Origin of the sequence: Agrobacterium tumefaciens, from assembly GCA_025559845.1 — a bacterium.
Lineage (GTDB): Bacteria > Pseudomonadota > Alphaproteobacteria > Rhizobiales > Rhizobiaceae > Agrobacterium.
In genome coordinates this window covers 2,771,623-2,798,104 of the sequence record CP048469.1, presented here as the reverse complement: position 1 = coordinate 2,798,104, position 26,482 = coordinate 2,771,623, and the positions used below count along the sequence as shown (strand labels likewise).

Annotated in this window: 20 protein-coding genes; 11 read left to right on the top strand and 9 right to left on the bottom strand. The window is 57.2% G+C overall.

The window, feature by feature from the left end:
- Positions 1-93: 93 nt before the first annotated feature.
- The 8 genes from FY156_13995 to fdhD all read left to right on the top strand — a co-directional run bounded on the left by FY156_13995 (position 94) and on the right by fdhD (position 9,095).
- Positions 94-2,310: a primosomal protein N' gene (locus FY156_13995; GenBank protein ID UXS02495.1), complete on the top strand. Its 2,217-nt coding sequence runs from the start codon at positions 94-96 to the stop codon at positions 2,308-2,310.
- A gap of 78 nt (positions 2,311-2,388) precedes the next feature.
- Complete coding sequence (locus tag FY156_13990) at positions 2,389-2,775, top strand: DUF4345 domain-containing protein (protein ID UXS02494.1); 387 nt, start codon at positions 2,389-2,391, stop codon at positions 2,773-2,775.
- Positions 2,776-3,042: 267 nt separating this feature from the next.
- Positions 3,043-3,603, top strand: coding sequence for a F0F1 ATP synthase subunit delta (locus FY156_13985; protein UXS02493.1), 561 nt, complete (start codon positions 3,043-3,045; stop codon positions 3,601-3,603).
- Positions 3,603-5,132, top strand: a complete 1,530-nt coding sequence (locus tag FY156_13980) for a F0F1 ATP synthase subunit alpha (GenBank protein UXS02492.1) — start codon at positions 3,603-3,605, stop codon at positions 5,130-5,132. The genes FY156_13985 and FY156_13980 overlap by 1 nt, the downstream gene beginning before the upstream one ends.
- 28 nt (positions 5,133-5,160) lie before the next feature.
- Entirely contained in the window at positions 5,161-6,039 is an 879-nt protein-coding gene (locus tag FY156_13975) for a F0F1 ATP synthase subunit gamma (protein ID UXS02491.1), read from the top strand.
- A 23-nt stretch (positions 6,040-6,062) separates the two neighbouring features.
- The gene (gene atpD, locus FY156_13970) at positions 6,063-7,514 is read left to right on the top strand and encodes a F0F1 ATP synthase subunit beta (protein UXS02490.1); all 1,452 of its coding nucleotides are present in this window, start codon (positions 6,063-6,065) and stop codon (positions 7,512-7,514) included.
- Between the two features lie 125 nt (positions 7,515-7,639).
- Complete coding sequence (locus FY156_13965) at positions 7,640-8,050, top strand: F0F1 ATP synthase subunit epsilon (GenBank protein UXS02489.1); 411 nt, start codon at positions 7,640-7,642, stop codon at positions 8,048-8,050.
- Between the two features lie 232 nt (positions 8,051-8,282).
- Positions 8,283-9,095, top strand: a complete 813-nt coding sequence (gene fdhD / locus FY156_13960) for a formate dehydrogenase accessory sulfurtransferase FdhD (protein UXS02488.1) — start codon at positions 8,283-8,285, stop codon at positions 9,093-9,095.
- A gap of 12 nt (positions 9,096-9,107) precedes the next feature.
- On the opposite strand, the gene FY156_13955 is transcribed toward fdhD, so the two are convergent.
- The 5 genes from FY156_13955 to FY156_13935 form a co-directional block, all read right to left on the bottom strand.
- Positions 9,108-10,883 (bottom strand): PAS domain-containing protein, encoded by a 1,776-nt coding sequence (locus tag FY156_13955; GenBank protein ID UXS02487.1) that lies wholly within the window; start codon positions 10,881-10,883, stop codon positions 9,108-9,110.
- Positions 10,884-11,216: 333 nt separating this feature from the next.
- Positions 11,217-11,693, bottom strand: a complete 477-nt coding sequence (locus FY156_13950) for a purine-binding chemotaxis protein CheW (protein ID UXS02486.1) — start codon at positions 11,691-11,693, stop codon at positions 11,217-11,219.
- Positions 11,694-11,861: 168 nt separating this feature from the next.
- Positions 11,862-16,016 carry a translocation/assembly module TamB gene (locus FY156_13945; GenBank protein ID UXS02485.1) on the bottom strand — a complete coding sequence of 1,385 codons (4,155 nt, stop codon included), beginning with the start codon at positions 16,014-16,016 and terminating at the stop codon, positions 11,862-11,864.
- 45 nt (positions 16,017-16,061) lie between these two features.
- Positions 16,062-17,987 (bottom strand): outer membrane protein assembly factor, encoded by a 1,926-nt coding sequence (locus FY156_13940; protein ID UXS02484.1) that lies wholly within the window; start codon positions 17,985-17,987, stop codon positions 16,062-16,064.
- 174 nt (positions 17,988-18,161) lie between these two features.
- Positions 18,162-18,413 carry a glycine zipper 2TM domain-containing protein gene (locus FY156_13935; protein UXS02483.1) on the bottom strand — a complete coding sequence of 84 codons (252 nt, stop codon included), beginning with the start codon at positions 18,411-18,413 and terminating at the stop codon, positions 18,162-18,164.
- Positions 18,414-18,787: 374 nt separating this feature from the next.
- Here FY156_13935 and hemA point away from each other — a divergent pair, with 374 nt between their 5' ends.
- On the top strand, positions 18,788-20,005 hold the full coding sequence (gene hemA, locus FY156_13930; protein ID UXS02482.1) for a 5-aminolevulinate synthase: 1,218 nt from the start codon (positions 18,788-18,790) through the stop codon (positions 20,003-20,005).
- A 34-nt stretch (positions 20,006-20,039) separates the two neighbouring features.
- Here the strand turns inward: hemA and FY156_13925 are convergent, their stop codons facing one another.
- Positions 20,040-21,233 carry a 1-deoxy-D-xylulose-5-phosphate reductoisomerase gene (locus FY156_13925; protein UXS03156.1) on the bottom strand — a complete coding sequence of 398 codons (1,194 nt, stop codon included), beginning with the start codon at positions 21,231-21,233 and terminating at the stop codon, positions 20,040-20,042.
- A gap of 134 nt (positions 21,234-21,367) precedes the next feature.
- On the opposite strand from FY156_13925, the gene FY156_13920 reads away from it, so the two are divergent.
- Complete coding sequence (locus FY156_13920; GenBank protein ID UXS02481.1) at positions 21,368-22,057, top strand: phosphatase PAP2 family protein; 690 nt, start codon at positions 21,368-21,370, stop codon at positions 22,055-22,057.
- Positions 22,058-22,093: 36 nt separating this feature from the next.
- A complete protein-coding gene (locus tag FY156_13915; protein UXS03155.1) occupies positions 22,094-23,344 on the top strand; it encodes an FAD-dependent oxidoreductase in 1,251 nt (416 codons plus the stop codon).
- A 14-nt stretch (positions 23,345-23,358) separates the two neighbouring features.
- Here the strand turns inward: FY156_13915 and FY156_13910 are convergent, their stop codons facing one another.
- The 3 genes from FY156_13910 to FY156_13900 are packed head-to-tail and all read right to left on the bottom strand — an operon-like array spanning position 23,359 to position 26,477.
- Positions 23,359-24,282, bottom strand: coding sequence for an ROK family protein (locus tag FY156_13910; GenBank protein ID UXS03154.1), 924 nt, complete (start codon positions 24,280-24,282; stop codon positions 23,359-23,361).
- Positions 24,283-24,285: 3 nt separating this feature from the next.
- Complete coding sequence (gene nagA, locus FY156_13905; protein UXS02480.1) at positions 24,286-25,458, bottom strand: N-acetylglucosamine-6-phosphate deacetylase; 1,173 nt, start codon at positions 25,456-25,458, stop codon at positions 24,286-24,288.
- The gene (locus tag FY156_13900; GenBank protein UXS02479.1) at positions 25,455-26,477 is read right to left on the bottom strand and encodes an SIS domain-containing protein; all 1,023 of its coding nucleotides are present in this window, start codon (positions 26,475-26,477) and stop codon (positions 25,455-25,457) included. Before FY156_13900 ends, nagA begins: the two co-directional genes overlap by 4 nt.
- Positions 26,478-26,482: the final 5 nt, after the last annotated feature.

Genomic DNA, 26,482 nt, shown 5'->3' with positions numbered 1-26,482 from the left:
TCAGCATTTGGTTAAGGCGTGGACTTCGCGGCTCACGCCTATTACATCCGGGCGGTTTCCTTTTTCACTCGACCGGGGCATGGTCGCCACATCATGGCAAAAGATTCGTCCGATCTGTTTGGCGCATTGTTCGATCCGCCGTCGCTGGTGCGTTCAGTGCCTGTTTTGGTGCCGATGCCTGCGCCAGGTCCCTATAGCTACTCCGTACCGGAGGATATGGTGGTGGAGCCCGGCTCCGTCGTGCAGGTGCCGCTTGGTCCGAGACAGGTCATTGGTGTCGTGTGGGATGATGGTGATGCCAGCAAGGTTGACCCAAAAAAGCTGCGTCCGATTACCAAGACATTCGATTGCCCCGCCCTGAAGCCGGAGATGCGTCGCTTTATCGATTGGGTTTCCGCCTATACGCTTTCACCGCCCGGTCTCGTTGCGCGCATGGCACTTCGTGCTCCGGCCGCGTTTGATCCGGAGCCGATGATCGAAGGATTGCGTCTGACTGAAGGTCGACCGGAACGACTGACGCCGGCGCGTGAGCGGGTCATGGAGTTGGCGGCGGAAGGACATGGCTGGACGAAAAGCGGTCTCGCACACGCTGCTGGCGTGTCCACCAGTGTTGTGGATGGTCTCGTCAAGCAGGGGGTGTTTGAAACGATCTTTTTGCCGGCTCCTCCTGTTGTGGCCGAACCTGACCCAGACTATGTCGAGCCGCGTCTGGAAGGCCCGCAGAAGCAAGCTGCGTCCGAAATTCTAGAAGACGTCAAAAAGGGCGCGTTTGCCGTCTCGCTGATCGATGGCGTGACGGGCTCCGGCAAGACGGAGGTCTATTTCGAGGCGGTTGCCGAGACGCTGAGGCAAGGCAAGCAGGTTCTTATTCTCCTGCCGGAAATCGCCCTGACGGCGGCGTTTCTGGATCGTTTTCACGATCGCTTCGGTTCACGACCGGCGGAATGGCATTCTGATCTTTCGCCCCGCATGCGTGAAAAGGTCTGGCGGCAGGCTGTCACCGGTGAAGTGAAGGTTGTTGCGGGTGCACGGTCGGCGTTATTTCTGCCGTTTGACAATCTCGGTCTCATCATTGTCGATGAGGAGCACGACCCGGCTTACAAGCAGGAGGATCGGGTTTTTTACAATGCGCGTGACATGGCCGTTGTCCGGGCGCGGATCGCCGATTTTCCTGTGGTTCTGGTATCCGCCACGCCGTCGGTGGAAAGCCAGGTCAACGGGAGTTCGGGCCGTTACAACACAATCCATTTGCATACCCGTTTCGGCGATGCCGCCATGCCGGATCTGCACCTTGTGGATATGCGCAGGCATCCTCCAGAAAGGGGTGGTTTCCTTTCGCCGGTTCTGTTGCGCGGAATTGGCAAAACCATTGAAAAGGGTGAGCAGGCTCTGCTTTTCCTGAACAGGCGCGGATATGCTCCGCTGACGCTTTGTCGTGTCTGCGGGCACCGCTTCCAGTGCCCGCAATGCTCAAGCTGGCTCGTCGAGCACCGCTTTCGCAATCAGTTACAGTGCCACCAATGCGGCCATAACGAACCAACACCCGACCATTGCCCTGAATGTGGGACCTTCGATCATCTGGTCGCTTGCGGCCCGGGCGTGGAGCGCATTGCCGAGGAGGTGGAGAAACATTTTCCCGAGGCCCGCACCATTGTCCTGTCCTCCGACCTTATGGGCGTCAAGAGGTTGCGGCTGGAGCTGGAGGCGATCGTCAAGGGCGAAGCGGATATCGTCATTGGAACCCAGCTTGTCGCCAAGGGGCATAACTTCCCGCTGATGACGCTCGTGGGTATCGTTGACGCCGATCTCGGACTTGCCAACGGAGATCCCCGTGCTGCGGAGCGGACGTTCCAGTTGCTTTCTCAGGTGACAGGCCGAGCCGGCCGAACCGGTTTGAAGAGTCATGGCCTCCTGCAGACCTATCAACCGCAGCATCCGGTGATGCAGGCGATTGTTTCCGGGGATGCCTCGGCATTTTACGAACGCGAGATCGTCGAGAGGGAAAAGGCGATGTTGCCGCCATTCGGGCGTCTGGCCTCCGTCATCATATCGGCCGATAGTCGCGCGGAGGCCGAAACGCATGCGCGTGGACTGCGCGCCGCCGCACCACAAGCGACAGGCATTATGCTTCTCGGTCCAGCAGAAGCACCGTTGGCGCTGATCCGTGGACGATACCGTTTCCGACTATTGGTGCATGGCCGTCGTAACTCCGACATGCAATCTTTCTTGCGCACCTTGCTGACGAATGGTCCGAAGGAGCGCGGCAGCATTCATGTCCAGCTCGATATCGATCCGCAAAGTTTCCTTTGAACTTTCGTACCGGAACCGTTTTCCTGCGGTCGTGACCATGCCATAAGGCAACGGGGCACAGGTGATTTGGGGAGCAAGATGGAGTTTTATTTTCCGACGGAATTCGGCGAGCAACTGGCATTTGGCGCGGCTGCGCTTTCGGTGCTGATCGGCCTCGTCTTCATGTTTGCTCCAGGCGTCACGCTCCGCGTGTTCGGTCTTCAGTCCGCAAGTGAGCGCAAGGACGGTTATATGCTGGTCCGCTCCTCACTCGCCGGATTTTACCTTGGTCTGGGCGCGGCTGCATTGCTGCTCGCACAGCCTATGGTCTATCTCGCATTTGGCGCGGCCTTCACACTTGCTGTCTTCGGCGGCATCCTGTCGATCCTCTCCGACGGAGGCGCAACAGTGCGGAATTTCATACTTCTGGTTGTGCATCTTTTGCTGTCTGCGCTCTCGCTGGGCTATGTATTCGGGCTGGTTTGAAGCGGGCAGTTTGGCATTTCTGCCGCAACAGACGCGCATCCGCGCCGAAATCCGAAAATTTAAGCGCTTTCCCCCTTGTTCAAACCGCGCTTTCCGTTATTACGCGTGTTGCGAGTCCCGGCATCCTATGCTAGACGGACCGCGAAATTGGGAAAAGACAGGGGGGAATTCCAGTCTTTTTCGGGGAAATTGAAACGATTTCAAGAATTTGATGCGGAGGAACCCCTTCGTTGATGATCTTGGACGATTAGCAGGGAAAAAGTGCCCGTGGCAGATACCTCCCATGGAACATCCGGTGTAGCGGAAAGGTATGCGTCGTCGCTTTTCGAGCTTGCTTTGGAAGCGGGTGCGGTTGATGCGGTCGGGTCCGATCTCGACAAGTTCGGCGCGCTTCTCGACGGAAGTGACGATTTGAAGCGTCTGGTTGCGAGCCCGGTATTTTCTGCCGAGGATCAGCTCAAGGCGATTTCGGCGATCTGCGAAAAGGCTGGCATTGCCGGTCTTGCGGTCAATTTCCTCAAGGTTGTTGCGAACAACCGCCGCCTGTTCGCTGTTCCGGGCATGATCCGGTCTTACCGCGCCATTGCTGCCGCTCATCGCGGCGAAATCACCGCCGAAGTGACTTCGGCCCATGCGCTCGATGAAGCGCAGGAAACTGAACTGAAAGCGGCGCTGAAGAGCGTAACCGGCAAGGATGTGGCGGTCTCCGTCACTGTCGATCCGTCGATCCTTGGTGGCCTGATCGTTAAGGTCGGTTCGCGTCAGATTGATACGTCTCTTCGCACCAAACTTTCCACCCTTAAGCTTGCACTGAAAGAGGTTGGCTGATGGATATCCGCGCCGCGGAAATTTCCGCAATTCTGAAAGATCAAATCAAAAATTTCGGCAACGAGGCGGAAGTCTCCGAAGTCGGTCAGGTGCTGTCCGTTGGTGACGGTATTGCTCGCGTTTACGGCCTCGACAATGTTCAGGCCGGTGAAATGGTCGAGTTCCCTGGCGGTATCCGCGGCATGGCGCTCAACCTCGAGAGCGACAACGTTGGTGTGGTTATCTTCGGTTCCGACCGTGACATCAAGGAAGGCGACACCGTAAAGCGCACCGGCGCTATCGTTGACGTTCCAGTTGGTCCGGAGCTGCTCGGTCGCGTTGTTGACGCGCTTGGCAACCCGATCGACGGCAAGGGCCCGATCAATGCGACCCGTCGTGCTCGCGTTGACGTCAAGGCGCCTGGCATTATTCCGCGTAAGTCGGTTCATGAGCCTATGTCGACCGGTCTCAAGGCTATCGACGCCCTGATCCCTGTTGGTCGTGGCCAGCGCGAGCTCGTCATCGGCGACCGTCAGACCGGTAAGACCGCGATCATTCTCGACACGATCCTGAACCAGAAGGCCATTCACGACAACGGTCCTGATGGCGACAAGCTGTACTGCGTGTACGTTGCTATCGGTCAGAAGCGTTCGACCGTCGCTCAGTTCGTGAAGGTTCTGGAAGAGCGTGGCGCTCTGCAGTACTCGATCATCGTTGCCGCAACGGCTTCCGATCCTGCTCCGATGCAGTATCTTGCTCCGTTCGCTGGCTGCACCATGGGCGAATACTTCCGTGACAACGGTCAGCACGCTCTGATCGGTTACGACGACCTTTCCAAGCAGGCTGTCGCTTACCGCCAGATGTCGCTTCTTCTGCGTCGTCCTCCGGGCCGCGAAGCTTATCCGGGCGACGTTTTCTATCTTCACTCCCGCCTTCTCGAGCGCGCTGCAAAGCTCTCCGACGAAAAGGGTGCAGGTTCGCTGACGGCTCTGCCGGTTATCGAAACTCAGGGTAACGACGTTTCGGCGTTCATTCCGACCAACGTGATCTCGATCACCGACGGCCAGATCTTCCTTGAAACCGACCTGTTCTATCAGGGCATTCGTCCGGCTGTTAACGTCGGTCTGTCGGTTTCGCGCGTTGGTTCTGCCGCTCAGATCAAGGCCATGAAGCAGGTTGCCGGCTCGATCAAGGGTGAACTCGCCCAGTATCGTGAAATGGCAGCGTTCGCACAGTTCGGTTCGGACCTCGACGCTTCCACGCAGCGCCTCCTCAACCGCGGTGCACGCCTGACGGAACTTCTCAAGCAGCCACAGTTCTCTCCGCTCAAGACGGAAGAACAGGTTGCGGTGATTTTCGCTGGTGTGAACGGTTATCTCGACAAGATCCCGGTCGCTCAGATCGGCAAGTTCGAGCAGGGTCTGCTCTCCTACCTCCGTTCTGAAGGCAAGGCGATCCTCGACACCATCCGCACGGAAAAGGCTATCAGCGACGACACCAAGGGCAAGCTCAAGGGCGCTCTGGACAACTTCGCGAAGTCTTTCTCGTAATTGAGCTCTTGACTGGGACGGATAACGGATGCCTTCACTAAAGGATCTGAAAAACCGCATTGCCTCCGTAAAGGCGACGCAGAAGATTACCAAGGCGATGAAAATGGTCGCCGCGGCGAAGCTTCGGCGCGCCCAGGAAGCTGCGGAGGCCGCCCGGCCTTATTCTCAGCGCATGAGCGCCGTGCTTGCCAACATCGCCCAGGCGGTTGAGGCAGACGTTGCTCCGGCGCTGATGACCGGTACCGGCAAGGACGACGTGCATCTGCTCGTCGTCTGCACGGCTGAACGTGGCCTTTGCGGTGGTTTCAACTCGCAGATTTCCCGTTTTGCTCGCGATCACGCTCGCAAGCTGGTTTCCGAAGGCAAGACGGTCAAGATCGTCACGGTCGGCAAGAAGGGCTACGACAGCCTTCGTCGCGAATTTGCATCGAACATCATCGAGCGCATTGAGTTGCGCGATGTGAAGAGAGTCGGTTTCGAGAACGCCGATCAGATCGCCAAGAAGGTCATCTCCCTGTTTAACGCAGGTGAGTTTGACGTCTGCACGCTGATCTACTCGGAGTTCAAGTCCGTTATCAGCCAGGTTCCGACCGGCCTTCAGCTCATCCCGGCAGCAACGCCGGTTGTTGAAGAAGACCAGTCGGCGGCGAACGCGGTCTACGAATACGAGCCGGATGCGGCTTCCATTCTCGAAGATCTTATTCCGCGCAACATCTCGGTTCAGGTTTTCCGTGCTCTGCTCGAAAACGTTGCCGGTGAAATGGGCGCCAAGATGAGCGCGATGGACAATGCAACGCGCAATGCCGGTGAGATGATCAACAAGCTGACGCTTTCCTATAACCGTCAGCGCCAGGCTCAGATCACCAAGGAACTCATTGAAATCATTTCGGGCGCGGAAGCGCTCTGAGGTAAGGAAAGAGGGTAAGGATAATGGCTAAGGCAGCTACCCCCAAGAAAACCGCAGCGGTCAACGGCGCGGGCAAGGTTACCCAGGTTATCGGCGCTGTTGTCGACGTGGCGTTCGAAGGCGAACTGCCTCCGATCCTGAACGCGCTCGAGCTGGACAACAACGGCAACCGCCTGGTTCTCGAAGTCGCACAGCACCTCGGTGAGAACGTTGTTCGCACCATCGCTATGGACTCCACCGAAGGTCTCGTTCGCGGCCAGTCCGTAACGAACACCGGCGCTCCGATCTCGGTTCCTGTTGGTGACCAGACGCTCGGCCGCATCATGAACGTCATCGGCGAGCCTGTTGACGAAGCTGGTCCGCTCGACACGACGAACCTGCGCGCCATCCACCAGGAAGCTCCTGCTTATGTTGAGCAGTCCACGGAAGGCCAGATTCTCGTAACCGGCATCAAGGTCGTTGACCTTCTCGCTCCTTACGCAAAGGGCGGTAAGATCGGCCTGTTCGGCGGCGCCGGCGTTGGCAAGACCGTTCTCATCATGGAACTCATCAACAACGTCGCTAAGGCGCACGGCGGTTACTCGGTATTCGCCGGTGTTGGTGAGCGTACGCGTGAAGGTAACGACCTTTACCACGAAATGATCGAATCCGGCGTTAACAAGCACGGCGGTGGAGAAGGCTCCAAGGCTGCGCTGGTTTACGGCCAGATGAACGAACCGCCGGGTGCGCGTGCTCGTGTTGCTCTGACCGGTCTGACGATCGCTGAAGATTTCCGCGACAAGGGCCAGGACGTTCTGTTCTTCGTGGACAACATCTTCCGCTTCACACAGGCTGGTTCGGAAGTGTCGGCTCTTCTCGGCCGTATTCCTTCCGCTGTGGGTTATCAGCCGACGCTGGCAACCGACATGGGCCAGATGCAGGAACGCATCACGACGACGACCAAGGGCTCGATTACCTCGGTTCAGGCCATTTACGTTCCGGCCGACGATTTGACCGACCCGGCACCAGCAACATCGTTCGCCCACCTGGACGCAACGACCGTTCTGTCGCGTTCGATCGCAGAAAAGGGTATCTACCCGGCTGTTGACCCGCTCGACTCCACCTCGCGCATGCTTGACCCAATGATCGTTGGTGAAGAGCACTACGAAGTTGCTCGTAAGGTTCAGTCGACCCTGCAGCGCTACAAGTCGCTTCAGGACATCATCGCCATCCTCGGCATGGACGAACTGTCGGAAGAAGACAAGCTGACCGTTGCTCGCGCCCGTAAGATCGAGCGCTTCCTGTCGCAGCCGTTCTTCGTTGCTGAAGTCTTCACCGGTTCTCCAGGCAAGCTGGTTGCTCTCGAAGACACCATCAAGGGCTTCAAGGGTCTCGTCAACGGCGAGTACGACCATCTGCCGGAAGCTGCCTTCTACATGGTTGGTTCGATGGAAGAAGCCATCGAAAAGGCCAAGAAGCTGGCTGAAGCTGCTTGATACTGAAATACGAGGCGCGCGGTTCTTCTGTGCGCCTCCGTATGCTTTATGCGAAACATATGGGTCGCGTGATTTGCATACGATGACATTTGACCGTCCGCGTAATTGAAAAGAAGTGAATAGCCATGGCTGACAGTTTCAAGTTTGAACTGGTTTCCCCGGAACGTCTGCTCGTTTCCGAGACGGTTACGGAAGTCGTCATTCCGGCTACGCTCGGTGAGATGACCGTGATGGCCAACCACGCACCGACGATGACCACGATCAAGCCGGGTATCGTGAGCGTAACGTTTGCCTCCGGTGAGAAGCACAAATACGTCGTATTCGGTGGCTTCGCCGACATTCTGCCGACGGGCTGCACGCTTCTGGCGGAATCGGCTGTTTCCGCAGACGATATTTCGCCTGATACGCTGCAGAAGCGCATCGACGCTGCGAAGGCCGAGATCGATGAAGGCAATCACCACCACGATCATCTGACGAAGCTTGAAAAGCATCTTTACGAGCTGACGAACCTGCATGAGGTTCTCGTCGCCGCTTGAAAGAACCGGGCGGGTTCCAAGGAATGACTGCCCACAAAAAATTTCAAACAAAAAAGCGGTCCTAGTGGCCGCTTTTTTGTTTCTGATACCTAGGTATGGTCGAACAGGCGCTTGACGCGCGTTATCGTCGCAGCAATGTCGTTTGTCTGTAGCCAAGCGCACGGTGGCGTTGCTGCGGACTGAAGTTCCGGGCGAGCGTCTGGCCCGTCTCAGAGAGAAATGAGCCCATAGAATGTCTGCGGAAGCGAGCTATCGACGTGTTCTAAGAACCGCATCCAAAGGCGGGTCTGTCGATACCGGTCATCGATCGGTACCGGAGGAAAGGGCTGTGGCTTTTTCCTATGGCGGTTCAACCCATGCGGTGATGATGGCGAGCCCCGCCGATCTTCAGGACTTTGCTGTCGGATTCAGCCTGACGGAAGGAATCATATCGCGACGCGACGAGATCGAAACCATTGAGGTCGTTGATGCCGGCCAGGGTTTCGATGTGCAGATCGGACTTCAAGACGAGAAGGCCGATGTTCTCAGGGCACGTCGTCGACATATGGCAGGCCCGGTAGGTTGTGGTCTCTGCGGCATTGAATCCATCGAACAGGCGGTTCGGCCCATTCCCGATGTCGGCGCTGTGGGCCTGAAGCTGCCAGGTCGTGAACTGGTCGAAGCGATCAAGACGTTGAATGATGAACAGCCCTTGCATCAACAGACCCGCGCGGTTCACGGTGCGGGCTTCTATGTGCCAGGCAAGGGACTGGTTGCTGTTCGAGAGGATGTCGGGCGTCACAATGCCTTGGATAAGCTGGTCGGCGCTGCGATCAATGCCGGCTATTCTGGGGCTACAGGCGTTGTCGTTGTTACCAGTCGTCTGTCAGTCGAAATGGTTCAGAAGGCGGCGATCTTCGGAAGCTCGATGCTGGTCGCAATTTCTGCTCCAACGGCGCTGGCCATCGAAACGGCTGAGACGGCAGGTATGACGCTGGTGGCTATCGTTCGCGGTGAAGACTTTGAAGTCTTCACCCGCGCCGACAGGCTCATTCTATCCGCTTAAGTCGCTCCGCTTTCAGAACTCCGTCCAATCGGCGGCGACATTGGCATATGTGCCAGTCGCTGCAAATCTCGGCTGAGGGGAAAGCCTAGCAACTGGAGCTGGCGCTTTCCTGATGTCTGCCGACTGCATGACGCGGATTTGCTGTTCCTGTGCGATCTTAAACTGGGCAAGGAGCTGGTGCAGATCGGCAGCTTCCTTGGCAAGTCCGTGGCTTGCTGCCGTGGTTTCTTCCACCATAGCAGCATTTTTCTGTGTCGCCTGATCCATGACGTTTACCGCCTGGTTGATTTCGGCGAGACCGTTGGCCTGTTCTCTCGAAGCTTCGACGATCGCGGCGACATTGGTGTCGATCTCCGTCATTTGTGAGAGGATGTCTCGCAGGGCGCTGCCCGTTTTGCCCACCAGATCCACGCCATTTGCAACCTGTTCGCGGGACTTGTTGATCAGCGACTTGATCTCCTTGGCGGCGAGGGCCGAGCGCTGGGCAAGTTCACGCACCTCCTGCGCCACGACGGCAAAGCCCTTGCCGGCCTCGCCTGCACGTGCCGCCTCAACACCTGCATTTAACGCAAGAAGGTTGGTCTGGAAGGCGATGTCATCGATGACGCCAATGATGTTGGTAATTTCACCCGATGAGCGAGAGATTTCATCCATCGCCGAAATGGCTTGCTGAACGATCTTGCCGGAGCTGTCGGCGTTGTCTCGGGTGTCAGAGACAAGCTTTCCTGCGTCGCCAGCGCGTCGGCTGGCGTCCGCCACTGTCGTGGTGATTTCCTCGAGAGCAGCAGCGGTCTCTTCCAAAGATGCGGCTTGCTGTTCGGTTCGTTGCGCGAGCTGGTCGGCGGCCATCCGTATCTCGCTTGAACCGGATGCGATGGTCGAGGCGTTGTGGGCAACCGTCTGCATTGTCGTCTGCAGCTTGGCCACGACTTCGTTAAAGTCTTTTCGCAACTGCTCCATGCTCGGCACGAATGTCTGTTCAAGCCTTTGCAACAGGTCGCCGTCGGCGAGATCTCGGAGCGCGCCTGCAAGTACAGTGATTGCGCTCATACGCGGCGTTACGTCAGTCGCAAACTTGACCACCTTCGCGACTTTTCCGGCGTCATCCAGAACGGGATTGTAAGCGGCCTGAATCCAGATTTCCTTGCCATTTTTTCCATATCGTACGAACTCGTCGGAGATGAATTCTCCTGCTGCCAGACGCTGCCAGAAGTCGGCATAGGCAGGGGAGGCAGCATAGGCCGGGTCGCAGAACATGCGGTGGTGCTTGCCCTGTATTTCTTTCAGATCGTAATTGACCGCGTTGGAGAAGTTCGGATTTGCCGTGATGATGGTGCCGTCGGGCAAAAATTCGATCGTCGCCTGCGAACGCGAAAGCGCTTCAAGCTTTCCGGCATCTTCAACGGCTTTGATTTTCTTTGCGGTAATGTCTGTCGCGATCTTCACGACCTTGTACGGTTTGCCGGAGCGAAAGACCGGGTTGTAAGATGCCTCGATCCAGATTACCGAGCCGGTTTTGGTGATGCGGCGGTAGTCATTCGCCTGGAACTCGCCCCGCGCGAGCGAAGCCCAGAATTCCTGATATTCATGAGACGCGGCCAGTTCCTTATCGCAGAAGATGCGGTGATGCTTGCCGACGATTTCCGAAAGCTCGTAACCGAGCGCCTGACAAAAATTGCGGTTTGCCGTCAGAATATTGCCTTTGAGGTCAAACTCGATGACAGCCTGCGATTTCGATATTGCATCAAGAACGTTTTTGTTGTCTGCACTTTTCCCAAGCCCCAGCATTGGACGTCCCCCAGATTTGGCCACACGGTACAGTCTGTCGCTCTGCGGACCGCTGTAGAGTGTTGAAAAAGATGAATTCCCTCTTCGTCTCGAGCAAATGAAGTAACGTTGTTCGTATCGTTTTGTGTGACTTCGTTTGGCTCTTCAATATTAGAAATAAATAATATTAAAATGTTCTTATTTGATTTGAGGGAAATAAAAATAAAAGCCACCGAGCGGGGCCGCCGGTGGCTTTATTGTTCAGGAAACGCAGGCTCTGTTCTTCTCAGATATCAAGATCGGCACCGAGCTACGCTTGCTTTGAAAACTACTTTGATATGACTTTGTTTCGGATCAGGCCGCGAGGTCTTCCGCTTCCGTTCCCTTGAACATTTTTGCCAGGTTGAGGAAGCAGATCATGCCATGCTCGTTAGCGATGATGCCCTCGGAATATGACTTGTCGAACGAGGCGGAAATCTCCGGAACCGGCTGAACCTGGTTGGCAGGAATGGTCAGTATGTCGGAAACGCGGTCAACGAGCATGCCGATGACCATGTTGTGCACTTCTGCGACAACAATGGCGCTACGCTCGTTTGCGACGGTGCTTTTCATGCCCAGCTTGTGTGCGAGATCAATGATCGGGATAACGGAACCGCGCAGGTTCATGACGCCGATAACGTCTTTAGGAGCGTGTGGGATCGGGGTCGACGGCGCCCAGCCACGAATTTCGCGGATCGTCGTTGTCTTGACGCAAAATTCCTGATCGTGCAGGCGGAATGCGATGATTTCCAGCGTCTCGCCGCCAAAGTTGGTGGAGTTAATCATTGCCATCAGAATTCTTCCCAATTTTCGCTGAGGAGGCCAGAGCAAGTGCACCGACACTTGCATATGCGGAGTTTGGCGTTCTGCCTGGTGCCTGAACGGCCGGGAGGAGACTTCCGGCTTCATAAGGGAGATTCGTAACACAAGATCGTTTCGCAAACCTAAATGCGAAGGGTCTCAATACTCCTTCTCGTAGAATATGCCGGCCGCCCCTTCACCGTCGCCACCGGCTTCACCACGCAGCTTGACGCCCTTGCCGACGTCAAGGTTGATGATCGCCTTGGCGCCGGAATCGCCGCTCTGCTGCAGCTCGAGATAGGTTCGTTCGTTGAGGTATTTCCCGGCCGAAACACGTGCTTGTCCCTCCGAGTCAGTCGAGATGTCGAGATCGTCCACGCCGAGATTGCTTCGCAGCTTGTCGAAGAGGGACGTGGAGCGACCACCGGCCAATTGTCCTGCGGCATCCGCCAGTCGGGCAATCTGCAAGGCAGACAGTTTCGACATGGATTGTCCGAAGATCAACTGCGCCATCACTTCATCCTGCGGCAGAACCGGTGAGGACGAGAAAACGAATGCCGGATCATTGGCATTGCCCGTCACAGCGACCGTGACCGTTGTCGATCCAACGGACGATTGCGCTTCCATATCCAGGACAGGCACCAGACCGCCGCCAAACGTGATGTTGCCGGTATTGAAGTCCAGGCGGCGGGTGAGAATTTCCAGTCGTCCACGGCGCATTTCGAAACCGCCGGAAATAACCGGCACCGCAGCCGTACCGCGAATGGTCAGATTGCCGGTCAGTTCTGCGTCGATACCGCGGCCACGGACAAAAATACCACTCGGCGCGTTGACTTGCAGGTCGAGGTTGATAGTCGAGGAACTGCCACTGCCGCCCTGGTCTGCACCAAGTGCCTTGTTTTGGGCACGGACCTGAGGGGGAGCGTTCTTGTGCTTCACATCGATTTCGGTCAGTGATGCCGGAAGCCGTTCGGGAATGGTGATCGCACTTCTGTCCAGAGTGAGATTGCCGCCAAGAACCAGGCCGCTGAGCAATGGCCCCTTGAGCGTCACTGTGCCGCTGACAACGGTTGTGACCAATGTCCCATCATTATAACCGGCGCGGTTGAGCGTGATTGTCAGATCGGCAGGGAAGCCTCCCGTTATGCCAACCGAACCGGCGCCTGAAATCGTACCGCCGCCGGCCAGTTTGCCCGTCAGGCGCGAAATGACGGCGCGATCGCGGTCGAAGGTGATAGTGGCACCGACATCGTTCAACGTCAGGTTCCGGCGCACGTCGATCACACGGGTGCCATCGGTCGTGACGGAACCGGTTATCACGGGTGATGTCGCGCTTCCGCTGATCTTCACGTCGATTGCGGCCGTTCCACTGACATCGAGACCCTGTGCGGCAGTCTGTGCGGCAAGGGCAGCAAACGGCAAATTGCCGGAGAAGGCCATGGAAATCGGTCGGTTGCCGGAGATGCCGAGCGAACCGCCACCGGAAAGTGCCATGCCGCCCTGGCCGGTCACATTGGTGTCGATCTGCAGGTTGCCACCGGCAAAACGGCCGTTGGCCTTGATACCAAGCGGTGCGAGACCCGCTGCCCTGGTCTGGGATACTGCAGCATCCGCCCAGTTTAAGTCATATGTCACTGCCGGATCGGATGCGGCGCCCTTGGCCGTAACAGTGCCGGAAATATTACCGGCGGCATCCAGCCCGGCGGCAAAAGCATTGGCCAGGCTGGCAGGCAGCGCGCGGATATCAACATTCAGATCGAGAGCGGAGCCTGCGGTTCCGTTGACTTCAATGCGCCCCTGACCGGTGACGATTGCAAGGTCTGAAATTCGCGCCGTGCCTTGCTGGATGGCGATGCTGGTCGGCTTTTCGAGACGAACCGGAATACCCTTTGGCGCTGCAGAGAACTCATCGATCCGGACCGTCATCGGAGAGCCGCCGGTTTCGGCGCTACCTTTCGCGACAATGGGGGCATTGTCATAGCGACCGTTGAGATTGAATTCGGTGCTCGTTCCCGTGTGAGCGACGGTTGCGGTCAGCCCGGAGATCGCGGCCGCACCGGCATTGATGCTGTCTGCCTTCACCGTCCCATTGATTGCCAACGCCTGCAGGTCATCGATGGTTACATCGGCAGCGAGCTTGGAAATCGTGGTCGTGCCCTGCCTGATGGTCCCGCCATTGGCCTTGATCGTTGCGGCGATCTTTCCATTGTCGTTGCTGAGAACGATGTTGCCCGCAACGTCACCCGCGGCTTGTTGTGCGGCCAGAGCCGCGAGCAGGGAAAGGTCCGGGAAATCGAACGACAGGTTGCCTTCTGGAAGAAACTGAGGCGAAAACTGCAACTGCCCCTTCAGAATGTTCTTCCCGACCGCGACATTCAGTTCCGGTATCGCCGTTCCCGTTTCCGTCTGCACGACGTTTGCATCGACATTGATCGCCTGTTTATCGAGACTGCCGCTTGCCGTCAGCTTTGCCTGGGGGGCTGAAGCGTCTGCCTTGCCGCTCGCGTTGAGTTTCAGTGCTTCAAGTTTACGCCCAGCGAGAACAGCACTCTCCGAACTGATGCCGATATTGAAGTCGGGTGCAGACAACGCACCGCTGGCATCGATCGTGAAGTCGGCTGTTCCTGTCGCTTGTGGTGTCAGCTTCTGAAGTTGCGGCAACCGTCCGGTGAGGTTTGCTCTGATCGAGCCATTTTCCAGACTGACATCGCCAGCCGCTTCCAGCGTGCCGGATTTCAGGTCGAGATTGCGAACGCTCGTGCTTCCGCCGATGACAAGATCGATATCGCCCTGCAGCGCGATCGTGGTGTCGAATTTGGAGGCTAGTGCTTCAGGAAGCGTTGCCGGCAGTGCAAAAAGTCGAACCGCAGACGACAGCCTTTTGCCGGAAAGATCGAATGCTCCATTGATCGTCCCACCGACGCTGGCGCTTTCCAATGTCGCGCCATCGAAACCGATTGCCGTTTCGCTGACCTTCAAAGGTGCCTTGATTGTCACGGGCGCCCGCACGACCCGATCAATGTCCGGGCTTGTGAACGACGATTGAGCGACGGTAAGCACGGTTTCGACGGTACCACTGCGATCCGTGAGATTGAGGTCCTTGCTGGTTGCCGTCAGCTTGACAGCATCCAGCTTTCCCTGTGGCAGAGACAGGCTGCGTATCGACGCGGATGCGTTGAGGCTTGCTGCGTCGGCATTGCCACGCAAGGAAAGATCAATCCCGTCAATCAGAGCCTGGAGTTCGCCATTTTCAATCGGCCAGCGAAAATCGACCGGTCCAGCCATGCCGATGAGATTGGCGTTGAGATCGTTCTGACCATTAGGGTCAATGTTGCCCGATGCCGTCAAAAGCAGGGCACGTGTTTCCAGTGTGCTGTTGCCAACCTCTATCCGGCCCTGCGGGAAGATTGTTGTCGTTGCGTCGAGCTTTGTTTCGCCTGCAAAGAGCTGACGGAAATCAGGGGGGAGCAGCAAGTCGGGCTGTCCGCCACCGGTGATTTCGATGCGGCGCGCACCATCCGCAGCCAATACGTGGTGGCCGGAAAGATTAAGAACGCGATTGCCAGCGACATTGCCGTTCAGTGTGCCGGTCCAGTCGGAAAGCGGACCTTCGCCATTGAGATCGATTGACACCGCAGGTGCATCTGGAAGCGATAGCAGCGTTGCCAGCAGGCCACCCTGGGGTTCCCTCAGTTCCGCCTTGAGTTTGAGAACATTCTCGTTCGGCAGGAAGGCGATGTCGGCGTTGACTTCGGCATCCTGCAAATCTTGTCGGTTTGCTGCGAGAGAAAGCCTGATGTCATCAGTTGCGGCTTTCAAGCTGCCTTCGGCGCGAAGGTCGAAAGAACGCCCAAGCAATGGTTCTGCAAGGCTGATATCCGGGAAATTGAAATTATCGACGCCGATTTCGATTGGCAGTGAGAAACCGCTGGGGCTTGTTTCTGCCTTCTCTGCCGCAGGAAGCGGTTTGCGATCCACCTCGATCGAGCGCGCCGAAACCATGTCAGCATGAAATGTGCCGGCAAGCAAGGACAGCGGCGACCAGTCTACGGCAATGTCATCAACGCGCGCGTAAGCACCTTGACGGTCGGAAAGGGTGACGTTGTCCAGCCGCAGACGTCCGGTCAGCAGGCCGCGCGGCGGCGAGATTTCAATCGTTTGGTCCGGTGACGAAACGAGTGAAGAAACCTGGTCTGCAGCAATTCTCGCGCCGATCGGTGTAAAGCCGACGAACAGAACGGCAAGCAATAGCAGTACAACACCGCATAAAACGATGTATCCCAGCCACTTCAACAATCGAATCAACATCGTCATAAAAGGTAATCTACACTCAGTTTTAAGGTCGTTCGACCGCGATGCCTAAAAAGACTGGCCAATGCCGGCGTAAATACCGAAACTGTTGCCGTCTTCATATTTCTTAAGCGGCATGGCGACGTCGAGACGCAGAGGTCCAAAGGGGGTCGCATAACGCAGGCCGATACCGGCACCTGCGCGAATATCAGAGAAATCCGGCGCCATGTCAGGAGAGACAACGCCCGCATCGATGAACGGCACGATGCCGATCGTCTCGGTCAGCTTGATACGAGCTTCCACCGAACTGACGATGTAGGATCTGCCGCCCGTTGCATCGCCTGCATCATTGTAGGGCGATATCTCCTGATAGCTGTAACCGCGAACCGATCCGCCACCGCCTGCGTAGAAGCGACGGGTGGTGGGAATATCCTGCAGCTCGCTGCCGCCTACCAGAACGCCGCCGGAAAGTTTTCCAGCCATGACCAGGCGGTCTTCGGCGCCAAATCCCTTGTAACCCGTCAGAGATCCTTCGAAGGACGAGAAGAAGGTGCCGTTCAGCGCCTCATAGCTTGGTTTGGCTGCAATCGAGGCGCGGAAGCCCTCTGTCGGATTGAGCTTGTCGTCACGGGTATCCCGGACGAATTCAAGGGGGATGGATGTCGTCAGATACTGGTTTTTACCAAAGGCATCTTCGGTATCCGTCCATTGCACCTCGAGGCCGGCGGATGCCGTATCCGTATCGTTCAGTTCGTAACTGAAACCGGCCGCACCGGTAATGGACCGTGCCTCATATGTATCCGGATGCTCGGTCTTGGCGATCAGGCTGGTCTTGAAGGTGGTACGGGGATTGAACATGCCCGGCTTGGTGAAGGTAATGCCGGCCGAATAGTCCATGCCTTCGACGCTGGAGGCTTCACCCAGGCGCGAAACAGCGCCTTCGATACGAAGCGATTCTGCCTTGCCGAAAAGGTTTCGATGTCCCCAATAACCCTGCAGGCCAATACCTTCAGTGGTGGAGTATTGCGCACCAACGCCGAAATAGCGGTGCTTGCCTTCCGAGACCTCGATGGTCAACGGGATGGACCCGTCGCGGGCAAGGGTTCCCGCTTCCTTGATTGTCAGGCTGGAAAATACGCCAAGCTGCCGCAGTCGGTCCGAGGCCTTGCGCAGCTTCTCAGGTGAATAGGGTTCGCCGCCATTGAGGCGCGAATAGCGGCGAATGAAATCGCCATCAACCGTCTTTTCACCTTTGACGGCAACCTCACCAAGCGGTGCAATCGGCCCGCCTTCGGCTCCCATGGTAATGTCGACCGTGTTGGTTGCGTGGTTTGCGACCGCTTCGCGTTTCGTCAGTTTCGCCAGTGGGCGACCTTCAGCCTTGAGATCGTCGATCAGCTTGTTGCCAGCGCGAATGATTGCGAGCGAACCGGCATCGCCGCCGGTCGTCAGGCCGTAATCCTCAAGATTGCGTCCGGTCACGTCACCTTCGAGTCTGACAGCGCCGAGTGTGAACACCGGGCCGGGTGTAACCGTGATGACCACAGGAACCGGTGCAGAATGATCGAATACAGGGTTTGGCGGCAGCGCATCGACATTCGTGCCGGCAACCGTGACGGTCACGATGCCACCGTAACGGGCGTTTTCGTAAAGTGCTGCGATCAAACGGTCGCGATCATCGCGGGCCTTGATCAGCAAGCCGAGATCGCCCGAAGCAGGCTTGTCCTTGTCTGCAAGAAGGAGAGAGCTGTTCTCAAGGCTGCTGCGGAGGCTCTTGTCCGCATCCGGCGCGTTCAAGGTGACGGAATAGCTGACGGGATTGGTGACTTCGACTTCCGGCTCGTCCGATCCCCACAGCCGAATCCCGAACAGTTTGAAAGCATAGGCATCACGGATGAGGGCTGGGTACGCAGCTAGCGCGACAGCAACCGCCAAAGCGGTGCCGACTTTCCGATACGCAATACTTGTCTTCGGGGCAGTTCGTGTTTTTCGCATAAGCTGCTTTATGGTTGAGCATTTATTTTCGCTCCAACCCGTTTCCTCTCCGTTAACGTTGCAATTTAATCATAAATGAACCGCTTTGAGGACTCTCGGACTCCAATTTACCGCCTTAAAAACAAAAAGCCCCGGAGAACCGGGGCTTCTGTGCAACGCTATTGCGTCTTGTAATTAGCGGCAACGAGCCGTGTAACGCTGACCGTACTGGTCGCGATAGTAGCAATAACCTGGTTCAGAAGCGTTACCGATAAGGGCGCCACCTACGCCACCGATCGCTGCACCGACTGCTGCGCCACGGACGTTACCCGTTACAGCGCCACCGATGACCGCACCGGAAACGGCGCCGATCGAAGCTCCCTTTTCGGTCTGGGTGCAGCTTGCAAGCGACAGGCCGACCAGCGCAAATATGATTGCCTTTTTCATGAAACTCTCTCCAACGTTACAATGAGCTCTGTGGCTCGGTAGGCGTCCCATATTTATCTCTGCGGCGACTGCAATTTCCGACCGCCACAAATAACTATCAATTCGATTCGCTTTAGGGAAGCCTTGTCTGTGCCGGCATTCCTTTACGCGTAAATTGATTGCGTTCGATAGAACGGGCTTTGTCACCAAAGGTTCCAAATCTCGCGCTTTTTTGATGTGGATCAAGTTTGCACTTCCCATCTGGGCGTATAAGAGCTTTATTGGAATGGTTCAAAACAACGGCGTATTGACGCAGGCGTGGCTAAACTTGCTGAACGGGGTTGACGGTTCCGGTCACGAGGCAGAGAACACAGCGATCAATTCTGGAGCATGGAATGGATTTCGAGGCATTTTTCACGGCGGAACTGCAAAGTTTGCACTCTGAAGGCCGCTATCGTGTTTTCGCGGATATCGAGCGTCATCAGGGTAATTTTCCCCGTGCGACACGTTATAACGCCAATGGCGAACGTCAGGATGTGACCGTCTGGTGCTCCAACGACTACCTCGGTATGGGTCAGCACCCCAAAGTTGTCGAAGCGATGAAAGCGGCGATCGACCACTGTGGCGCGGGTGCGGGAGGCACCCGGAATATTTCTGGCACCAACCACTACCATGTTCTTCTCGAGCGCGAACTGGCCGATCTGCACGGCAAGGAATCGGCGCTGATCTTTACTTCGGGTTACGTCTCCAACTGGGCCACACTCGGAACTCTCGGTCAAAAAATTCCTGGCCTCATCATCTTTTCCGACGCGCTGAACCATGCCTCGATGATCGAAGGCATTCGTTATGGCCGTTGCGAGCGTGTGATCTGGAAGCATAACGACCTCGAAGACCTTGAGGCAAAGCTCAAGGCTGCCGATCCGGCTGCGCCGAAGCTGATTGCTTTTGAGTCCGTCTATTCGATGGATGGCGATATTGCGCCGATCAAAGAGATTTGTGACCTCGCCGACCGGTATGGCGCAATGACCTATCTGGACGAAGTCCATGCGGTTGGCATGTATGGTCCGCGTGGTGGTGGCATTGCTGAGCGCGAAGGCATTATGGATCGTTTGACGATCATCGAGGGTACGCTCGGAAAGGCATTCGGTGTCATGGGCGGCTATATTGCCGGCTCGGCCGCAGTGTGTGATTTTATCCGTTCTTTCGCGTCGGGTTTCATTTTTACAACGGCGTTGCCGCCGTCGCTCGCAGCCGGTGCGGTCGCTTCGATACAGCATCTGAAGGCAAGCCCGTTTGAACGTGCCCGCCATCAGGAGAGGGTTCGCAAGCTGCGTGGACTTCTCGACGCGCGCGGCATCCCGCACATGGACAATCCCAGCCACATCGTACCGGTGATGGTCGGGGATGCGGCAAAGTGCAAATGGATTTCGGACATTCTGCTCGACAGCCACGGCGTTTATGTTCAGCCGATCAACTATCCGACCGTACCGCGCAAGACCGAGCGCCTGCGTATCACGCCGACGCCGCTGCACAGCGATGCCGATATCGAGCATCTTGTCGGTGCGCTGCATCAGCTTTGGTCGCACTGTGCGCTGGCGCGTGCCGTGGCCTGAGACGCGATAAAGAGAAAAGACGAAAATGGCCGCTTCAAGCGGCCTTTTCTTTGGCGGAAATCAGTTCCTGCGCATGACGGCGCGCTTCGGCATCTGCCGCAAAAACGTCTTCCGTTGTTGAGGCAGAGCGGCCGTCATTCATGCGGTCCATGACACGTTCAACGATCTCAGCCATATCGAGAAAGCCGATATTGCCATCGACGAAAGCGTGAAAGGCGGTTTCTTCAGCCGCATTCAGCACAGCGCCCTGCAGTCCACCGCGTTCGAGCGCGGTACGGGCCAGCCGAAGTGCGGGGAAGCGTTCTTCATCGGGCGCTTCGAAATCGAGGCGCGCAAGCCGTGAAAAATCCAGCCGTTCGACATTGAGCTGACCTCGTGCCGGATAGGTCAGGGCGTAGCCAATCGCGGTTCGCATATCCGGCGACCCAAGCTGCGCGATGTAGGAGCCATCGGAATAACCGACCATCGAATGAATGATGGACTGTTGGTGGACGATGACTTCCACCTGGTCGGGTCTGAGATCGAAGAGGTATTTCGCCTCGATCATTTCCAGCCCCTTGTTGAACATCGAGGCACTGCCGATGGAAACCTTCAGCCCCATCGACCAGTTGGGATGAGCGCGGGCGATGTCCGCAGTGACGCCCGCCATCTGTTCTCGCGTCCAGGTACGGAATGGTCCGCCTGATGCGGTCAGGACGATCCGTTCGACAGCCTGTTTATGATCGCCGGTCAGGCACTGGAAAATGGCACTGTGCTCACTGTCCACGGGAATGAGTTTGCCGCCCCCTTGCTTGACGGTACGCAGAAAAACGTCGCCAGCCGAAACGAGGCATTCCTTGTTTGCCAGGGCAATATCGGCGCCGCGTCGCGCCGCCGTGAGCGTCGGAGCAAGACCGGGCGTTCCGGCAATGGCCGCCATGACCCAGCCAGCGTCCATTGACGCGGCTTCCTCAAGGCCCGTTTTGCCGGCAGCGACCACGATATCCGTGCCTGCGAGGGCGGATTTGAGGTCCTCGTACCTGTCTTCGTCTGCCGTGACAGCGAGTTTGGCGCCGAATTCGCGTGCCTGTTCTGCCAGAAGTGCGATGTTGCCAGCACCTGTCAGTGCCATGATCTCGAAATCATTACGACCGCCAAGCTGCCGCACCACATCCAGCGTACTGGTGCCGATGGAACCCGTCGATCCCAAAATCGTCAATTTGCGTGGCGTGTTCTTGGCATTCGTCATGTTCAGCCCGTCGACAGTCTCAATCATCCGTTTCTAGGCTCTACAAGTGAAACCCGGCCATAACAAGCTCAAAGCCCTGCTATTGTTTTTGGGAACGGTAAAGCCATATGCTTGAAAACGATAAGAGGACCTGAATGCGACGTTTCCTTGTTTCCAGCGGTTGGATCTTTGCCACGAGCCTTATTCTTGTGTGTGTCTTCATGCCGTTCGACCCGCGGCTGTCCGAGCGGGCGCAGGCCCTTCCTGGTGCGGTGGTGTCTTTCAACAGGGCGGTTACCGATTTCGGTACCTTCCGATGGATGCTGTATTCCTCCGGTGTTCTGGCTATCGGCGTCTACATCGCCGCCCGCATTTTCCAGGCGAGAACCTATTCGGGACGTCTGAAGGCAGCGTGGCGGCTTCTCACCTATTTCTTTCTGACCATCATAACTGCCAGCGTTCTTGTTCATGCCCTGAAGTTTTTGATAGGCCGTGCACGGCCTGAATTGCTTCTGGAGTTGGGCGCTTACAGTCTCACGCCCTTCACCGGCGACAATCTCTACGAGAGCTTTCCCTCCGGGCACTCTACGGCCGCTGGCGCATTTTTCGGGGTGTTCGCGATGCTGATGCCCCGGTTTCGCTGGGTGTTCCTGTTGTTGGCGCTTGTCATCGGCATTTCGCGTGTCATCGTTGGGGCGCACTATCCAAGCGATGTCGCTGCGGGGCTGTTGCTCGGCTTGTGGACGGCGGTTGCTTACGCTTTTATTTTTGCGCGATCCGAAAAGCTCTTTCGTTTCGACGCCAACGGCTGGCCACAGCCAAAAAATGTGCCGCTGCCAGTATGAATGTTTGATGCGAGAGGGGGCTCTCCAGTGGATGGAATGAACCAGGCAAATCCGCAGGCGCAGGCCGATGCCGGGCGGGCGGGTCGCATCAAGGTACGGGTTGCGATTGCCGGGGCAGGGCCAGCGGGTTTGATGCTCGGGCTTTTGCTGGCAAGAGCCGGCGTCGATGTTGCCGTCATCGAAAAACATGGCGATTTTCTACGCGATTTTCGTGGTGATACGATCCACCCGTCCACGCTCGATATTGTCGAGCAGCTTGGATTCATCCGCGAGTTTCTCGAGCTTCCGCACACACGTGCCCCCAAACTCCATGCCGAGATCGGTGGTGAGAGAATCACAATCGCCGATTTCTCGCGTCTGCCGGTCAAGAACCGTTTTATCGCCTTCATGCCGCAATGGGAGTTTTTGAGTTTTCTGGCCGGAAAGGCCGGCCAATACGATAGTTTTCGGTTGATGATGAATGCTCGTGTTTGCGGCATTGTCGAGCAGAACGGTCGGGTGTCAGGGCTCGAGGTTGAAACACCAGATGGCGCACTCGTGGTGGAAACGGATCTTGTGATCGGTGCAGACGGGCGCAACTCCATTGTTCGCGACAAGGCCGGGCTGGAGGTTGAAAGTTTCGGTCAGCCAACCGAGGTCTTGTGGCTGAGGCTTTCAAAACAACCCGGTGACCCCAGGGAAACGATGGGGCATGCGGGACCACAACAGGGTTTTGTCCTGATCGACCGTGGTGACTATTGGCAGTGCGGCTACGTGGTTCGCAGAGGCACGTTTGCCGAGATGAAAAGCAGGGGGCTCGATGCTTTTCGAGATGCTGTTGCCAAGGTGTGCCCTCTGCCTGCGGAGAGGTTGCTGGAGATCGGAGACTGGAGTGATGTCCACCTTTTGAGTGTCAGGATCGATCGCCTTAAACGATGGTGGAGGCCGGGTCTGATCTGCATCGGGGATGCCGCGCATGCCATGTCTCCGATTGGCGGCGTTGGCGTCAATCTGGCGATCCAGGATGCGGTTGCCGCTGCCAATATTCTGATCCCGGCGCTTGGTTTTGACGGTGCGGTGCCAGACAAGGCACTGGCTGCCATTGAGGTGCGGCGGTCCTTCCCGACCAAGGCGACGCAGAAATTGCAGTTGATGATGCGCAGCCGCCGCAAGAAAGATCAGAGCGATGCGCAGAAAGCCAAGGGTCCGCCGGGCTTTGTTCGCACCATCGCCCGGTTTCCTTTGCTTTCCCATCTTGCCGGAAGGCTCATCGGGCTTGGTTTCAGACGAGAGAAACTGGCGCGCTAAACAATTGGCCGGGGTCAGGCGATTTCCGGTTTTTCGGCAAATTTCAACCCGAGAACGGCGGAGCCAATAAGCCCCGGCTCAATTCGGCATATGGCCGGAACGACCAGAGGGCGGTCGAAGCGTCTGAGAATACGCGCTCTGACGGCCTCATCCAGCGCCGCGAGCAATTCTTTCGAGTTCGACAACCCACCTCCAACCGGCACAATGGTCGCGCCCGTGACATTGATGACCATGGCGAGAGGCGAGGCAAGGATGTCGATGAGAATGTCGATGGTCCGTGCGGCTTCGGCATCGCCGCTCTGCCAGGCGTCAATGATCTCTTCGCTGCTCATCGTTTTCGCATACAGATGCTGATGCAGTTTTTCCATGCCGCGGGCGCTGCCAATGGCGTCGACACAGCCGGTAAGCCCGCAGCCGCATTCGAAACGCGGCAAAATGGCGGGGGGATTGCCGGCAGATGTCGCGGCAACCGGACCATGCCCCCATTCCCCGGCAAAACCACCATCGCTGTTGATGAGCTTGCCATCGATCACCAGTCCGCCGCCGACACCCGTTCCGAGAATGACGCCGAACACAACGCGGTGTCCCTTGCCAGAACCAATCTTCGATTCGGCCATCACGAAACAATCGGCATCGTTGGAAACGATGACCGGCAGGCCGAGTGCCTTCTCCAGATCATCTTTCAACCGCCTGCCATGGATACTTGGAATGTTGGCGACCGTCGCCTTGCCGGTCTCCGCATCGATGACCCCGGCAATCGACAGCGACACACAGTCCGGTGTCGTGCCGCTTGCGTCTATGACCGCCTTCAAGCTCGCGGCAAAATCCTCGAAACTGGTTTTTGGAGTAGGGATGCGGGGTGCCGGCCTGATGTCATCTGGCGCGTAGGCAGCCGCGCCCTTGATGGTCGTTCCACCGATGTCGAAGCAAACGATCATCATTCACATCCCGGAAGTGTTCGCGTCAAAGATCTTTTCCCCGCCGATCCAGGTCGAATCGATATCAAGGCTTGGCGTGAGCAAGACAAAATCGGCATCGAAACCAGGCAGAAGCTCGCCTTTTCCTGATGCCGCGATGGCTTGCGCGGGATAGGTGGACGCCATTCGCAAGGCTTCTTCAAGGGGCATCTGCAATTTTTCGTGTACGAACCGGATGCAGGAAAGCATGTCGATATCCGCTCCAGCAAGCGTACCGTCGGCCAATGTCAGGCGTCCGCCGTTGCGATAAACCCGGCGGCCATTCAGTTCGAAGCCGTCATCGTTCGTGCCGATGGTGGACATGGCGTCGGTCACGAGGAAGATTCGTCCCGGACCGTTTTTTGCGCGCAAAGCAATTCCCATTGCGGCAGGATCGACATGGAAACCGTCGGCGATGAGACCGCAGTCCAGCTTGCCGCTTGAAATTGCCGCACCGACGAGACCGGGTTCGCGGTGACCAAGCGGGCTCATGGCGTTGAAAAGATGCGTGACCATGGAGGCGCCTGCATCCGCATAATTTTTCGCAACAGCAAACCCGGCTTCGGTATGACCAAGACTGACGATGATGCCAGCTTGCCGAAGCGCGCTGACCTGCTCGGTTGAAACGCTCTCCGGGGCGACCGTCGTCAGGATATAAGGAAGGTCAGCCTTCAAGGCGGTCAGCAAGGCCAGATCGCCTGATTCCATTTTCCGGATCAGGTTGGGATCGTGGGTGCCCTTGCGTGCGACCGAAAGATGCGGCCCCTCGAAATGCAGCCCGAGAAAGCCCGGAACTTTGTCATTCCATGCTGCGATCCCTGCCTGCGCTGCTTTTGCGGTGACGTCTGGCCGGTCGGTAATCAACGTTACCATCAGGGCCGTCGTACCAAATTTCGCGTGAGCGGCGCAGATGCGGGCAACGCCTTCGACATCCGGCTGGTTATTGAACATCACACCGCCGCCGCCGTTGACCTGCAGGTCAACGAACCCCGGTACCATCAAAAAGCCTGCCGCATCGATCGATATCGTCCCCGAGGGCAAAGCTTCCCTGTCGATGATTTGCGATACCCGTCCGCCATCAATCAGCAGGGCCTTGCCTTCATGCCACGTCGTGCCATCGAAGATGCGGGTGCCAACCAGCGCTTTCATGCTGCTCATTGGGTTTCCGTTACCTTTTTCAGTGCGACGGGCGCATCCGGGTTGAAGCCGCGCGCGCGTGAAAGCTGCTCGATGAAGCCGTAGAATGGCGCGATCAGCAACAGCGCGTCGGTCAGCGGATGGTTGGTTTCGACGAATGGCAACGATGTGGCCGGTGATCCCTTGGTGGACGTGACAAAGACGCTTGCGCCTTTCTTGCCAAGTCCGCTGGCAATCTCCGTGACAGATGCCTCGGCGCGATCGCGTGCGGCAAACGCGATGACAGGGAACCTCGGCGACACCAGAGACACCGGACCGTGCATAACTTCAGCAGAGGAGTAGGCCTCCGCGTGCAACTCGCAGGTTTCCTTGCATTTCAGCGCGGCTTCCGCAGCAATTGCCAATGACGGGCCACGGCCCAGCATATAAAGCGATTCCTCATTCTTCACGGCTTCGCCGATGTGGCTCCAGTCAAGTGCGATGGCCTTGGCAAAATTTTGCGGGAGCGCGCTGACGGCTTTCGCGAGCAGATTGTCTTCCGTCCAGGCCGCGAGGATTGCCAAGCCTGCGACAATCGAATTGACGAAGGATTTGGTTGCTGCGACAGCCTTTTCCGGTCCAGCCTGAATGTCTATCGCGTGATCGGCCATATCGCCCAAGGGAGAGGGCAAGGTGTTGACGAGGGAAAATGTCAGTGCGCCGCCTTTGCGGGCACTTTCTGCCAGCGCCACGATATCGGGGCTTTTGCCCGACTGCGAGACGGCGATCGCTGCTGCCCGTTCCAGCCGCAATTTTGTCTGATAGATCGAGGCGAGCGAAGGGCCGAGAGAGGCAACGGGAAGGCCAGTCTGCAACTCGATGGCATATTTCAGGAAATGTGCGGCATGATCTGACGATCCACGGGCGATGGTAATGATGACAGCCGGGTCCCGGGCCATCAATTTGCGCCCTGCCTCCTGAAATTCTGTCGAGGCATTGTCCAGCAGGCGAGCAACTGCATCGGGAATCTCGTCGATTTCCTGGCGCATCAGGGTTGTCATCGGTT

Bases quoted from the DNA above. Each gene is read 5' to 3' on its own strand.
- FY156_13995 (UXS02495.1), top strand. From the start codon at position 94: ATGGCAAAAGATTCGTCCGATCTGTTTGGCGCATTGTTCGATCCGCCG.
- FY156_13990 (UXS02494.1), top strand. From the start codon at position 2,389: ATGGAGTTTTATTTTCCGACGGAATTCGGCGAGCAACTGGCATTTGGC.
- FY156_13980 (UXS02492.1), top strand. From the start codon at position 3,603: ATGGATATCCGCGCCGCGGAAATTTCCGCAATTCTGAAAGATCAAATC.
- FY156_13975 (UXS02491.1), top strand. From the start codon at position 5,161: ATGCCTTCACTAAAGGATCTGAAAAACCGCATTGCCTCCGTAAAGGCG.
- atpD (UXS02490.1), top strand. From the start codon at position 6,063: ATGGCTAAGGCAGCTACCCCCAAGAAAACCGCAGCGGTCAACGGCGCG.
- FY156_13965 (UXS02489.1), top strand. From the start codon at position 7,640: ATGGCTGACAGTTTCAAGTTTGAACTGGTTTCCCCGGAACGTCTGCTC.
- fdhD (UXS02488.1), top strand. From the start codon at position 8,283: ATGTCTGCGGAAGCGAGCTATCGACGTGTTCTAAGAACCGCATCCAAA.
- FY156_13955 (UXS02487.1), bottom strand. From the start codon at position 10,883: ATGCTGGGGCTTGGGAAAAGTGCAGACAACAAAAACGTTCTTGATGCA.
- FY156_13950 (UXS02486.1), bottom strand. From the start codon at position 11,693: ATGGCAATGATTAACTCCACCAACTTTGGCGGCGAGACGCTGGAAATC.
- FY156_13945 (UXS02485.1), bottom strand. From the start codon at position 16,016: ATGACGATGTTGATTCGATTGTTGAAGTGGCTGGGATACATCGTTTTA.
- FY156_13940 (UXS02484.1), bottom strand. From the start codon at position 17,987: ATGCGAAAAACACGAACTGCCCCGAAGACAAGTATTGCGTATCGGAAA.
- FY156_13935 (UXS02483.1), bottom strand. From the start codon at position 18,413: ATGAAAAAGGCAATCATATTTGCGCTGGTCGGCCTGTCGCTTGCAAGC.
- hemA (UXS02482.1), top strand. From the start codon at position 18,788: ATGGATTTCGAGGCATTTTTCACGGCGGAACTGCAAAGTTTGCACTCT.
- FY156_13925 (UXS03156.1), bottom strand. From the start codon at position 21,233: ATGACGAATGCCAAGAACACGCCACGCAAATTGACGATTTTGGGATCG.
- FY156_13920 (UXS02481.1), top strand. From the start codon at position 21,368: ATGCGACGTTTCCTTGTTTCCAGCGGTTGGATCTTTGCCACGAGCCTT.
- FY156_13915 (UXS03155.1), top strand. From the start codon at position 22,094: ATGAACCAGGCAAATCCGCAGGCGCAGGCCGATGCCGGGCGGGCGGGT.
- FY156_13910 (UXS03154.1), bottom strand. From the start codon at position 24,282: ATGATCGTTTGCTTCGACATCGGTGGAACGACCATCAAGGGCGCGGCT.
- nagA (UXS02480.1), bottom strand. From the start codon at position 25,458: ATGAGCAGCATGAAAGCGCTGGTTGGCACCCGCATCTTCGATGGCACG.
- FY156_13900 (UXS02479.1), bottom strand. From the start codon at position 26,477: ATGACAACCCTGATGCGCCAGGAAATCGACGAGATTCCCGATGCAGTT.